Below are 12,483 nucleotides of genomic sequence, written 5' to 3'. Positions count from 1 at the left end.
CAGCCGCTCCCGTCTGTCTGCCAGCCTTTGCTCAGCCGTCATTCCCCGGTAAGACCGGTTCACAATTCCACCCGTCCAACATGATCGTAGCCCCCAGAGCACACAATTATGGACGGATGATCCGTTTTGGGAAAGAGTGGACGGATTACCTCTTACGTCGGCCATGCAAGAACGTGACAAGCCTGATCAGCCGCTCAAGTTCCGCGGGGCCTCTGGAGAACGAGGTGAGGTTCATGCCGGGCAGCGCGAAGCGCTGGCGGGAGACGGCCTTTGGCCTGGTGAACTCCCGCAGGCCGTCGGCGCCGTGGATGCGTCCGAACCCGGAGTCGCCGACGCCGCCGAACGGCAGCGCGGGCACCCCCGCGAACGAGATGACCGAGTTGATGGCCGTCATCCCGGTGCGCATCATCCGGGCGAGGTCCGTCGCGCGGCGGGCGTCGCGGGAGAAGATCGTGCCGGCCAGGCCGTAGGCCGAGGCGTTCGCCAGCTCCAGCGCCTCACGCGCGTCGCGGGTGCGCCGTACGGTGATGGTCGGCCCGAACGTCTCCTCGCGCACGGCGGGGGAGTCTTCCGGGACATCCTCGACGATCACCGGGTCCACGTACGGCGCGCGGACGGACTCAGGGCCGCCCGCCAGTGCCTTTCCGGACCTGGTGGCGTCGTCGATGTGTCTCCTGATGATGTCGAGCTGGCCCGGCATGGTGATCGGCCCGTAGTCCTCGCCCGCCCTGACCGTGCTGACCCGCTCCGACAACTCCCGCATGAAGGGGTCGTACACGGCGTCGACCACGTACACGCGCTCCACTCCCACGCACGTCTGCCCCGCGTTGGACATCGCGCCCCACAGGCAGGCGTCGGCGGCGGCCTTCAGGTCGGCGTCGGCGTCGACGATGAAGGCGTCCTTGCCGCCGCACTCGGCCACGATCGGGGTGAGGTTCTCCGCGCAGGCCGCCATCACCCGCTTGGCGGTCGCGGTCGAGCCGGTGAACGCGACCTTCCTGACACGCGGGTCCCGCGCGAGGAACGCGCCCGTCTCGCCCAGCCCTGTCACGGTCTGGAAGACCGGCTGCTCGGGGACGGACTCGGCGAACAGCTCCGCCAGCCGCACGCCGACCCCGGGCGTGAGCTCGCTGGGCTTGAACACCACCGCGTTGCCCGCAGCGAGGGCGTAGGCGATCGAGCCCATCGGGGTGAAGACCGGGTAGTTCCACGGCCCGATCACCGCGACGACGCCCAGCGGCAGGTACTCCAGGGTGGCGGCCAGGTTCAGGCCGATCATCCCGGTCGCCACGCGACGGCGGCCGAGGACCTTCGCCGCGTTGCGTGCGGCCCAGTCGAGATGCGTGATGGCCAGCACGATCTCCAGCGTCGCGTCACCGAGCGGTTTGCCCGTCTCCTCGTGGACCAGCCCCGCCAGCTCCCTGAGGTGCCGGGTGAGGACCGCCTTGTAGTCGAGCAGCCGCCGCCTGCGCTCGGCGGCGCCCAGCTCCGACCACCAGGCCGCGGCCTCGTCGGCCCTGCCTACGGCCGCGCTCACGGCGTCGGCCGGCTGCTTGGGATGGCTGCCGACGACCTCGCCGGTGGCCGGGTTCAGAGAGTCGAAGGTCGGCGTCGTCATGGCGCCACGATAGACCGGTAAGCCGACGCTTACTAGACGGCCTCGCGCCACATGCCCCAGATCGGCGGGCCGTCGGGCAGCCAGAACTTCTCGGTCACCGCGAAGCCGTGCCTCTCGTAGAAGGGCAGGTTCGCCTCCTTGCTGTTCTCCAGGTAGGCCGGCAGAGCGTCGATGTCGCACCTGGCCAGCCCCGACCGCATCAGCGCCCCGCCCAGGCCGGAGCCCTGGCGCTCGGGGACGGTGCCGATCTGGGCGAGATACCAGTGCGACTCCTGCGGCCGGTGCGCGGCCAGCGTCTCTTCCAGCACCATGCCGTACGAGACCCGCTCGCCCATCGCCTCCACGAACCCCGGCACCGCACTCTCGAAGTCGGGCACGTGGCCGGGCGGATCCCACAGGGCGGCGCCCACCATCGCCCCGCCCTCGTCGTGGACGGCCTCGGTGATCGCGTGCATGTGGCGGGAGAGCATGGCGAACATCAGGGGCACACCCGTGCTGCCGGGCAGCATCCAGTTGATCACCGGGGCGTCGTGGAAGGCCCTCGCCAGCACCCGGCCGGCCTCTACCGGGTCGCCGGGCCGGATGTCAGCGCTGGTCATGACTCCTCCAGCCAGGACCCGTGGAACCCCGCGGGGACGCGGCGCGGCAGCCGCACCGACGCCACGCTCGACAGGTCGCTCGCGTCGAGCACGAGCAGCTCGGACGACTCGCCCGAGGTCACCACGGACAGCAGCCAGCCGTCGTCCTCCGCCGTGGCGCCCTCCGCCGCCACGAACACGGCCTCGCCGGTGTCGCCCCCGGTCTGCCTGACCACGGCCCCGCCGCCCGTGCGCTGGTCGTACTTGACCACGGCGTCGTCGCCGACCGCGTAGAGGTAGCGGCTGGCGCGGCCGAGCCGGTCGTCGTTGAACGTCGGGAACTCCACCGCGCGGTCGTCCAGCGCCTCCTCCTTGACCGCCCCCGAGGCCGGGTCAAGGATCCAGCGGTGCAGGCGCGCGGCGCCCGTGGCGGCGGCGTGCCTGGCGGGGTCCGTCGAGCCGCCGATGCGCTTCCACCCCGCGACGAAGGAGCCGGGGGCGTAGCGGGCGCCGTTCAGCACGATCCGGCCCTCTTGGTCCTCCCAGGCGTTGCCGACATGGAACACGTAGCACGGATCCACGTCGAACCAGCGGGTCACGCCGCCCCCGCGTGGCGTGACGCCGAGGCGGGCGCCGTAGGCGTCGTCCCACGCGTAGGGCATGCCGGCGCGGTCCGGGTCGAAGGTGACGGGCAGGTCGAGCCAGATCAGGTGGTTCTCGGTGACCGCGAAGTCGTGCATCATCGTCGAGCCCGGCACCTCGATCTCGCGGCTCTCCACCAGCTCGCCCTCCCTCGAGAGCCGGTGGTAGGTCAGGAACGGCGGCGCGTACCCGTAGCCGAAGAAGTGCAGCTCGCCGGTCAGCGGGTCCTGCTTGGGGTGCGCGGTCATCGCCGTCGTCAGCCGCCCCCCGAAGTCGCACGGGCCCACCGTGGCCAGCTCGGGCGTCATCTCGTACGGCAGGCCGTTCTCGGCCAGGGCGAGGATCCGGTCGGAGTGCCTGATCACGTGGGTGTTGGCGCGGACCGCGGTGCGGTCCAGGCCCTCGTCGGTGAAGAAGGGGGCGTCGTCGGTGAACTTCCTGGTGCGCACCCAGCGGTTGCGGTACCACTCGGCCCGGCCGTCCTTCAGCCGCACGCCGTGGATCATCCCGTGCCCGGCGAACCAGTGCCCCGGGTCCTCGCCGGGCCGCGGGTTGGGGCCGTTGCGGAAGTACCGGCCGGTCAGTTCGGGCGGGAGGGCACCGGTGACCGGCAGGTCGTACGCCTCCGTCTCGTCGGGGACGGGAGCCAGGTTGCCGCTCAGATAGGCGGGGATCGTCATGTGCACGCTCCAATCTTGATAGGTCGACCGTAGAACCTTCAGATGTGACCTGTCAATTATGGAATGTCAAGGCAGGAGTGTGCGCGGTTTCCCCAGAAGGGAGCCCCGCGCGGGGCGTTAGAAGAGGGTGGGGTTCTCGGGTTCGATGCCGCGCAGGGCGTCGTAGTCGAGGGTGACGCAGTCGATGCCGCGGTCGGTGGCCAGGACGCGGGCCTGGGGCCGGATCTCCTGGGCGGCGAAGACGCCGCGGACCGGGGCCAGCAGGGGGTCACGGTTGAGCAGCTCGAGGTAGCGGGTGAGCTGCTCGACGCCGTCGATCTCGCCCCGGCGCTTGATCTCGATCGCGACCGTCGCGCCGGCGCCGTCGCGGCACAGGATGTCGACCGGGCCGATCGCGGTCATGTACTCGCGGCGGATCAGCGAGTAGCCGTCGCCCAGGGTGGAGATGTGCTCCGCCAGCAGTTCCTGCAAGTGCGCCTCGACGCCGTCCTTGATGAGGCCGGGATCGACGCCGAGCTCGTGGCTGGAGTCATGGAGGACCTCCGCCATGGTCAGGACCAGCTTCTCGCCGGTCTTGCCGTGCGTGACAGTCCAGGTCTCGCCGTCCTCCTTGAGCTTGCACGGCGGGTTCATCCAGTTGAGAGGCTTGAAGGCGCGGTCGTCGGCGTGGATGGACACGCTTCCGTCGGCCTTGATGAGCACGAGCCTGGGGGCCATGGGCAGGTGCGCCGTGAGCCGTCCGATGTAATCCACGCTGCATCGCGCGATGACCAACCGCATGACGGCCTACCCTATCGGCTCTGGAAAACTGGGGGCATGGCGTTCGACATGGTGGGAGTCGTCGGGCTCGGCACAATGGGGGCCGGGATCGCGGAGGTGTTCGCCCGGGCCGGGCTGCGGGTGATCGGCGTCGAGGCCGACGCCGAGGCGCTCGCCCGGGGGCGCGGGCATCTGGAGAGGTCCACCGGGAGGGCGGTCGACAAGGGCAAACTCACCGGCGGTGAGCGCGACGAGATCCTGGGCCGGATCATGCTCACCACCTCCCGCGAGGACCTGCGCGAGGTCGATCTGGTGGTCGAGGCGATCCCGGAGATCCTGGAGTACAAGATCTCGCTTTTCCGTGACCTCGACCGGATCTGCAAGCCCGAGACCGTGCTGGCGACGAACACGTCCTCGCTGCCCGTCACCGCCGTGGCCGCCGCGACCGGGCGTCCGGGGCAGGTCGTGGGGATGCACTTCTTCAACCCCGCCCCGGTGATGAAGCTGGTCGAGGTGGTCGGGACGGTGGTGACCGCCGAGGGAATGGTTCAGGAAATTTCGGGGCTTGCCCGGAGGCTTGGGAAGACGCCCGTCGCCGTGGGGGACCGGGCCGGGTTCGTGGTCAACCGGCTGCTCCTGCCGTACCTGAACCACGCCGCGTGGCTGCTCGAACAGGGCGTCGCGCGGCGCGACGACATCGACGCGGCGATGACGCTCGGCGTGGGCCTGCCCATGGGCCCGTTCACGCTGCTCGACCTGATCGGGCTCGACACCGCCTACGAGGTCATGGGCACGCTCTTCGACGAGACCCGCGACCGCCGCCACGCCCCCGCGCCGCCGCTGCGCGAGCTGGTCACCGCAGGCCTGCTGGGGCGTAAGAGCGGCCGCGGCTTCCACGACGGGCCCGCGACACCGGCAGAGCCCGAGAAGTCCAAGATCACCACGGTACGGGTGCTCGGCGAGGGCGGCGCGGACCTCGCCGACCGGCTCGCCGCCGCCGGCTTCCAGCTGTCCGACGACGCCGACGTGGTGCTCCAGCTCGGCGACCGGCCGGTGATCGAGCACGCCGTGCGGCTGGAACGTCCCGAGACCATGGTCGGGGTCCACCTCGTCGGCTCGCGGGTGGCCGAGCTGGCCGCGACCGTCCTCACCTCGCCGGAGGCCGCCAACGCCGCCCGCGACCTGACGAAGGCCATCGGGCTGACCCCGGTCGAGTGCCGCGACCGGGCCGGGTTCGTGGTCGACGCGCTGCTCTACCCCTACCTCAACGACGCCGTCCGGATGTACGCCGCCGGATACGCCTCGGCCGACGACATCGACGCGGCCATGCGGCTGGGCTGCGGCTACCCGGCGGGCCCGTTCGAGATGCTGGAGACGATCGGCCCGGCCCGGGTGCGCGACGGTCTGCGTGCCCTGTACGCCGAGTACCGCGAGCCCGCCTACGCGCCCGCCCCCCTGCTCGACCAGCTCGTCACCGCGGGCCTGCGCGCCTTCCCGCGCCCATGAGCCCGCGTCGCGCACGCCGCAGGGACGAATCCCGCCCCGTCGGCCTTCCCCGAGGCATGGACCGGGTCGAGGAGTGGCCCGACGGCGAGTGGAAGGTGCGGATGCTCACCGGCGCCTCCTCGTCCAAGAGCTACCGTTGCCCCGGCTGCGACCAGGAGATCCCCAGCGGGCTGCCGCACCTGGTGAGCTGGCCGAACTGGGCAGGAGGCGACGAGGAGCGCCGCCATTGGCACGCGGCGTGCTGGCGCAAGAGACTGGACCGCGGCCCCGGACGCAGCCGTTACTGAGCCCGAGCCCCGACCGACACCCCAGAAAGGACCGATGTGGAGATTCGCGCGGCGACCGTGCTGCCCGCCCGGCGAGAACCGATCGAGCTGCACACCGGCGACGGCCTGACCCTGGTCGGCGAGCTCGCCCAACCCCTCGACCGCCCGCCTGTGGCGACGCTGGTCACCCTGCACCCGCTGCCCACCCACGGCGGGTTCATGGACAGCCACGTCTACAAGAAGGCCGCCAACCGCCTGCCCGCCCTCGCCGACCTGGCCGTGCTCCGCTTCAACACCCGCGGCACGTCCTCCGAGCGCGGCACCTCGCAGGGGGAGTTCGATGGGGGAGAGGGCGAGCGGTTCGACGTGGCGGCGGCGTTGGAGTACGCCGAGTACCACGACCTGCCGCACGTGTGGGTGGTCGGCTGGTCGTTCGGCACCGAGCTGGCGCTGAAGTGGGCGCACGACCCGGTGGTGGAGGGGGCGATCCTGCTGTCGCCGCCGCTGCACCGGGCCACCGACGACGACCTGGACGCCTGGGCGCGGTTCGGGCGTCCGCTGGTGGCGCTGGTGCCGGAGTTCGACGACTACCTCCGTCCGGAGGAGGCCCGCAGGCGCTTCGCCCGGGTGCCGCAGGCGGAGGTCGTGGGCGTTGACGGCGCCAAGCACCTGTGGGTGGGCGAGCCCTACGTCCGTATCGCGCTGAACAACATCGTCAGGCAGGTCAACCCGGCCGCGTACCCGCTCCCCACGGACGTCTGACCCGCCACGCCCGCCCGCTGGCCGGGCGCCGTTGCAGCCCCGTCGTGCCTGCGGCTTGCCCTGGGGCGGTTGGGTGGTGCAAAAGGCGCGTGCAGTGAAAAAGCGGGATAGATGGGGAAGCGGTCAGGCCGAGAGGGGTATATCGGCATACGTCGTTGAGTGATTGTCGGCGAGATCAGGGCTACCGTGTGGTCCGTGCAGCTCTACTCGAGATCAGCCGGAACCGGGCTCCCGGTCGTCCTGCTTCACGCGTTCCCGCTCTCCTCGGCCATGTGGCTGGCCCAGCGGGAGGGGCTGGCCCGGACCTGCCGGGTGATCACGCCTGACCTGCGCGGCTTCGGCGGCACCCGGCTGGGCGACGACGAGCCGTCCGTCGAGGTGATGGCCGACGACGTCGCCCGGCTGCTCGACGCCGAGGGGATCGACAGGGCCGTCGTCGGCGGACTGTCCATGGGCGGCTACGTCACGATGGCGTTCTGCCGCCGCCACCCCGATCGGGTGCTGGGCGTGATCCTCGCCGACACCAAGGCGAGCGCCGACGCCGACGCCGCCCGCGCGAACCGCGAGCGTATCGCCGCGGCGGTGCTGTCCGGCGGCAGCGAGGTGCTGGTCACGGAGGTGCTGCCCGCGCTGATCGGGCCCACCACCAAGGCGCGCAGGGCGATGGTGTTCGGACGCGTGAAGGGGCTGGTGCAGTCGGCGCCCCCCGGGGCGGTGGCCTGGGCCCAGCGGGCGATGGCGGCCCGTCCGGAGTCGTTCGACACGCTCGCCGGGCTGAAGGTGCCGCTGCTGGTCCTGGTGGGGGAGGAGGACGAGCTGGCGACCGTCGCGGACGCGGAGGCGATGGCGCGGGCCGTCCCCGACGGCAGGCTGGAGATCATTCCCAAGGCGGGGCATCTGAGCGCGGTCGAGCAGCCCGAGGCGTTCAACGCGGCCGTGACGGAGTTCCTCAGTAACGGGCTTGGCGGGGTATCACGATCTCGCGAATGATCAGCGCGATGGCCGCGGCGACGGGGATGGCGAGCAGCGCGCCCACGATGCCGAGCAGCGCGCCGCCGAACAGCGCGGCGATCACCGTCACGGCGGGCGTCACGTCCACCGAGCGCTTCATGACGCGTGGGTAGATCAGGTAGTTCTCGACCTGCTGGTAGACCACGAAGAAGACGCCGCAGGCGATGCCCGCGGGCACCGACCCGAGCAGCGCCACGCCCGTCACCAGCACCGCGCCGATCGTGGCGCCCACCAGCGGGATCAGGTCGGTGAGCGCGACCACCAGGGCGAGCGCCAGAGCGTAGGGGACGCCGGCGACCGACAGGAAGATCCAGGTCAGCACGCCCGCGATGACCGAGATGAGGACGTTGCCGGCGACGTAGCCGCCGATCCCGGAGAGCACCTGTTCGGTGATCGCCCCGGTGCGCTCACGCCTGCTGGCAGGGACGAGCCTCAGCAGGTACGCCTTGATCGTGTGCAGCGAGCCGAGGAAGTAGAGCATGAGCACCAGCAGCGTCACCGTGGTGAACACGCCGTCGAGCACCACCAGACCGGCCCCCATGATCCCGGTGGCCAGTGAGGGCCCGAGCGTGGTGGTCACGAACGTGCGGAGCTGCTGCAGGATCTGGTAGTCGGTGTCGAGCTGCCGGAGCGTCGGGTTGCGGCTCAGCTCGGTGAAATAGCCGGGCGCCGCCGCGACGAAGTCCGCGAGCTGCTGGCTCACGGGCGGCACCACGGCCAGGCCGAACAGCGTGAACGCCACGATGACCCCGGCGAACACGATCGAGATCGCCGCCCGCCTGGCCAGCCCGCGCCGTTGGAGCGCCTCGACGGCCGGGTTCAGCCCGACCGCCAGGAACATCGCCACCACGACCAGGATGATCGTGCTCAGCGAGTGGACCACCATCTGCGCGATCGCGATCGCTGTCAGCACGCCGAGCCCGCCGACCAGCCCGAACAGGAACGGCCCGCGCGTGAGGGGCTTGCCGGGCAGCCCGTAGGGCAGCGAATCGCCCTGCTCGTCGGCCTCCCGCCTGCGCCCGCCCTCCTGCGGGCCGTCAGCGCCGGCTTCGCCTCCTGAGCCTGCCCGTGCCCCCGTGCTCCTGGTGGTCGCCTGCGGGCCGTCAGCGCTTGAGCCCGTCTGCGACTCCGTGTCCCGGCTGGTCTCCTGTGGGTCGTCAGCGCGGGCTTGGGCCTCTGCGGACACGGGGAACTCCTGGGGGGTCGCGGACAATCACGACGAGCCGGACGCAGGCCGCGGCTCGACGACCGGGCTCGACAACAAAGAGAGCCTAGCGACCTCCCGGTCGCCAGGCTCTCTTCAGCCGTCGATCAGCCCCCGTGCGGTGACTACTCCTGCCACCACTCCGCGTCGTCCTCGGACCTGGCCTCCGTCTTGGTGGCGGTGGGCGCGGGCGAGCTCGGCTTGTCACTGACCGGCGCCGCGAGCGCCGGCTTCGGGACGGCCGCGGCGACCGCGGGCTCGGGCTCCGAACCCGGCAGCGCCGCGCCACCGAGCAGCTGGCGGAGCTGCGCCAGGTGGCTGGTGATGCTGTCGCGCTGGCGGGTCAGCTCGTCGACCTGGCGCTGCATCGAGGTGCGGGTGCGCTCAGCCTCGTTCTTCGCCTCGGTGACGATGGTCTCGGCGCTCGTCTTGGCCTCGGAGACGATGGTCTCGGCGCTCTTGCGGGCGTTGGCGACCAGCTGCTTGGCGTGCAGATCGGCCTCGCGGCGGGTCTGGTCGGCCTGCTGGGTGGCCTTCGTGGCCCGCGACTCGGCCGTGGCCGCGCGCTGCTCGGCCTCGGCGACCAGCTTCTGGGTGGCGGCCTGCGCGGTGGCGTGGCGCTCTGCCTCCTGGCGCTCCGCCTCCTCACGCCGCGACGCGAGCTGGATCTCGAACTCGGCTTCGTCCTGGGCCCGCTTGGCCTCGGACTCCTCCAGCACCCGCTGAGCCTGCGCGCGCATCTCGTCGGCCTGGCGCTTGGCGGTGGTCAGCACCTCGTCGCGCTCGCGCTTGGTGGAGGCCCTGAGCTGGGCGACCTCGCGCTCGGTGGTCGTGCGCAGCTTGGCGATCTCGCGCTCGGCGTCGGCTCGCTTCTCCGCCACCTCGTGGTCGGCGGTGGCGCGCAGCTTGGCCGCCTCGCGCTCGGTGGTGTTGGTCAGCTCGTCGGCCTCGCGGCGGGCCGTCGAGCGGATCTCGTCGGCCTCCCGCTCGGCCGTGGTGCGCATCTCGTCGCTCTCGCGAGTGGCCTGCGCGCGCTTGTCGGCGGCCTCGGACTCGGCGGCGGCGCGCATGTCGGCGGCCTCCACCTTGGCGGCCGCCTTGATCTCGTTCGCCTCGGACCTGGCGGCCTGGACGAGCTCGGTGGCCTGCTCCTCGGCCAGCCGGAGCAACTGCTCGATACGGGCGCCGAGCCCGGAGTAGGTGGGGCGCTCCTGCTCCTGGAGCTGCCGCTGAGAGTCGGAGAGGTCGCGCTGCAGGGACGTTGCCTGCTCGCGGGCTTGGCGAAGCTCACCGTCGAGTTGCTTCAGGTGGTCGTGGACCTGGTGGCGGTCGTAACCACGGAGCACCACGTCGAACTCGCGTGCTGGAGCGTCCTCGAAGAAGTTGTTGAGCTGGGCGTCGATGTCGGACTGCATGGAGGCTCGATCCTGGGTTGTCGAGACGGCTACACGTGCCGGACGGGGGGTTCGGGACATCCGCGCCAGGAGCCCGTGCCTCGCGGCAGGCCCCATGTCCGGTGGAAGGCCAGCGTACTCCGCTGATGCCGCCTTCGAAGCCCCGTCCGACTTTCTGCGTGACTAGTTACATATGAGCGTTTTTTGCGTTTGTTAGGCCTTGGCTGCTTGGACCAGCTCGGTCAGCATTCCTCCCGTGTCCTTGGGGTGCAGAAACGCGATCGAGGATCCCATGGAACCGTGCCTGGGCCGAGCATCCAGCAGCCTGACGCCTTTCGCGCCAATCTGTTCCATCGCCTCCGAGACATCGGGGACTCCAAATGCCACATGATGTACACCTTCGCCCCGCTTCGCCAGGAATTTCCCCACGGGTGAGTCTTCCGAGAGCGGTTCCAGAAGCTGAATGTAGGAGCCCCCGCCTTCGCCGTCCGCGATGTGCAGCATGGCCTCCTTCACCCCCTGCTCCTCGTTCACCTCGCGGGCCACCACGGTCAGCTCGAACAGGCCGGAGAAGAGCGCGATCTTCTCCTCCAGGTCGCGGCAGGCGATCCCGATGTGGTCGATCCGCATGAACATGTGTGGCCTACCTCCATGGCGAACAGCGTCTTACTCGTGGGTATGGTGTCAAAGAACCCGACCTGCGCACAGGAGGCCCGCCGTCATGTCTGGATCTGTCATCGTCGCAGGAGCGCGCACGCCGATCGGGAGACTGCTCGGCGCCCTGTCCGGGCTCCAGGCGGTCGACCTGGGCGGACGCGCGATCAAGTCGGCGCTGGAGCGCGCAGGGGTCGCGCCCACCGACGTCCAGTACGTGATCATGGGGCAGGTGCTCCAGGCGGGCGCTGGGCAGATCCCGTCCCGCCAGGCCGCGGTCAAGGCGGGCATCCCGATGACGGTCCCGTCCATCACCATCAACAAGGTGTGCCTGTCCGGCCTCGACGCCATCGCGCTGGCCGACCAGCTCATCCGCGCGGGCGAGTTCGACATCGTGGTCGCGGGCGGCATGGAGTCCATGACGAACGCGCCGCACCTGCTGCCCGGCCTGCGCAAGGGCGTCAAGTACGGCGGCGCCGAGGTGGTCGACTCGATGGCGCACGACGGCCTGTTCTGCGCCTTCGACCAGTGCGCGATGGGCGAGTCGACCGAGCGCTACAACGCCCGCCTCGGCATCGGGCGCGCGGAGCAGGACGAGCTGTCCGCCCGCTCGCACCAGCTCGCGGCCCAGGCGATCAAGAACGGCGTGTTCGAGGACGAGATCGTCCCGGTGGAGATCCCGCAGCGGCGTGGCGAGCCGACGGTGGTCAGGGACGACGAGGGCGTGCGCGCTGACACCACCGTGGAGGCGCTGGCCAAGCTGCGTCCCGCGTTCGCCGCCGACGGGACGATCACGGCGGGGTCCGCGTCGCAGATCTCCGACGGCGCCTGCGCCGTGGTGGTCATGTCCAAGGCCAAGGCCGAGGAGCTCGGGCTGCCGTGGCTGGCGGAGATCGGCAGGCACGGGAACGTCGCGGGTCCCGACGCGTCGCTGCAGTCGCAGCCCGCCAACGCCATCAAGCAGGCGCTGGCCAAGCAGGGGCTGTCGGCGGACGACCTCGACCTGGTGGAGATCAACGAGGCGTTCGCCAGCGTGGTGCTCCAGTCCGTCAAGGAGCTGGGCGTGCCGATGGAGAAGGTGAACGTCAACGGCGGCGGCATCGCGCTCGGCCACCCGATCGGGGCCTCTGGGGCGCGGATCGTGCTCACGCTCGCCCACGAGCTCAAGCGGCGCGGCGGCGGCATCGGCGCGGCGGGTCTGTGCGGCGGCGGCGGCCAGGGCGACGCCCTCATCATCCGGGTCCCGTAGTCGGGTACTCCTCGGACGGGTCCGGGGCCTCGGGGCGAGGTTCTGTCCCCTTGGGTCCGGGGCCTCGGGGGCGGCCCTCGGGAGTGCCCCTTTGGTGGGGGCCTGTCCCTTCCGGGGATGGTGGCGCTATGGAGGGTTGGCCCGGCCGCGCAGGCGTGGG

At 71.0% G+C, this 12,483-nt stretch carries 12 protein-coding genes; 5 read left to right on the top strand and 7 right to left on the bottom strand.

What is annotated here, in order from left to right:
- Positions 1-145: 145 nt before the first annotated feature.
- The 4 genes from ABT294_RS01725 to nucS form a co-directional block, all read right to left on the bottom strand.
- Positions 146-1,618, bottom strand: coding sequence for an aldehyde dehydrogenase family protein (locus ABT294_RS01725; RefSeq protein ID WP_350802795.1), 1,473 nt, complete (start codon positions 1,616-1,618; stop codon positions 146-148).
- A gap of 32 nt (positions 1,619-1,650) precedes the next feature.
- Positions 1,651-2,217, bottom strand: coding sequence for a GNAT family N-acetyltransferase (locus ABT294_RS01720; RefSeq protein WP_350802794.1), 567 nt, complete (start codon positions 2,215-2,217; stop codon positions 1,651-1,653).
- Positions 2,214-3,518, bottom strand: a complete 1,305-nt coding sequence (locus tag ABT294_RS01715) for a carotenoid oxygenase family protein (protein WP_350803330.1) — start codon at positions 3,516-3,518, stop codon at positions 2,214-2,216. Before ABT294_RS01715 ends, ABT294_RS01720 begins: the two co-directional genes overlap by 4 nt.
- A gap of 117 nt (positions 3,519-3,635) precedes the next feature.
- Positions 3,636-4,298: an endonuclease NucS gene (nucS, locus tag ABT294_RS01710; RefSeq protein ID WP_350802793.1), complete on the bottom strand. Its 663-nt coding sequence runs from the start codon at positions 4,296-4,298 to the stop codon at positions 3,636-3,638.
- A 36-nt stretch (positions 4,299-4,334) separates the two neighbouring features.
- Between nucS and ABT294_RS01705 the strand changes: the two genes are divergently transcribed.
- From ABT294_RS01705 to ABT294_RS01690, 4 genes are all read left to right on the top strand, one after another.
- Positions 4,335-5,783, top strand: a complete 1,449-nt coding sequence (locus tag ABT294_RS01705) for a 3-hydroxyacyl-CoA dehydrogenase family protein (RefSeq protein WP_350802792.1) — start codon at positions 4,335-4,337, stop codon at positions 5,781-5,783.
- Complete coding sequence (locus ABT294_RS01700; RefSeq protein ID WP_350802791.1) at positions 5,780-6,070, top strand: Rv1322 family protein; 291 nt, start codon at positions 5,780-5,782, stop codon at positions 6,068-6,070. The genes ABT294_RS01705 and ABT294_RS01700 overlap by 4 nt, the downstream gene beginning before the upstream one ends.
- 36 nt (positions 6,071-6,106) lie before the next feature.
- Positions 6,107-6,811, top strand: coding sequence for an alpha/beta hydrolase (locus tag ABT294_RS01695; RefSeq protein WP_350802790.1), 705 nt, complete (start codon positions 6,107-6,109; stop codon positions 6,809-6,811).
- Positions 6,812-7,006: 195 nt separating this feature from the next.
- Entirely contained in the window at positions 7,007-7,801 is a 795-nt protein-coding gene (locus ABT294_RS01690; protein ID WP_350802789.1) for an alpha/beta fold hydrolase, read from the top strand.
- Here the strand turns inward: ABT294_RS01690 and ABT294_RS01685 are convergent.
- The 3 genes from ABT294_RS01685 to mce all read right to left on the bottom strand — a co-directional run bounded on the left by ABT294_RS01685 (position 7,761) and on the right by mce (position 11,056).
- Positions 7,761-9,008, bottom strand: a complete 1,248-nt coding sequence (locus tag ABT294_RS01685; protein ID WP_350802788.1) for an AI-2E family transporter — start codon at positions 9,006-9,008, stop codon at positions 7,761-7,763. The genes ABT294_RS01690 and ABT294_RS01685 overlap by 41 nt on opposite strands.
- A gap of 143 nt (positions 9,009-9,151) precedes the next feature.
- A complete protein-coding gene (locus tag ABT294_RS01680; RefSeq protein WP_350802787.1) occupies positions 9,152-10,441 on the bottom strand; it encodes a DivIVA domain-containing protein in 1,290 nt (429 codons plus the stop codon).
- A gap of 192 nt (positions 10,442-10,633) precedes the next feature.
- Positions 10,634-11,056 carry a methylmalonyl-CoA epimerase gene (gene mce / locus ABT294_RS01675; protein ID WP_350802786.1) on the bottom strand — a complete coding sequence of 141 codons (423 nt, stop codon included), beginning with the start codon at positions 11,054-11,056 and terminating at the stop codon, positions 10,634-10,636.
- 85 nt (positions 11,057-11,141) lie between these two features.
- Here mce and ABT294_RS01670 point away from each other — a divergent pair, with 85 nt between their 5' ends.
- The gene (locus ABT294_RS01670; RefSeq protein WP_350802785.1) at positions 11,142-12,323 is read left to right on the top strand and encodes an acetyl-CoA C-acetyltransferase; all 1,182 of its coding nucleotides are present in this window, start codon (positions 11,142-11,144) and stop codon (positions 12,321-12,323) included.
- The last annotated feature ends 160 nt before the right edge of the window (positions 12,324-12,483 follow it).

The sequence above is a fragment of the Nonomuraea sp. NPDC000554 genome (genome assembly GCF_040300065.1).
GTDB lineage: Bacteria > Actinomycetota > Actinomycetes > Streptosporangiales > Streptosporangiaceae > Nonomuraea.
Note: the sequence above shows the minus strand (reverse complement) of the source record. Positions and strands in the feature narration are given on the sequence as shown.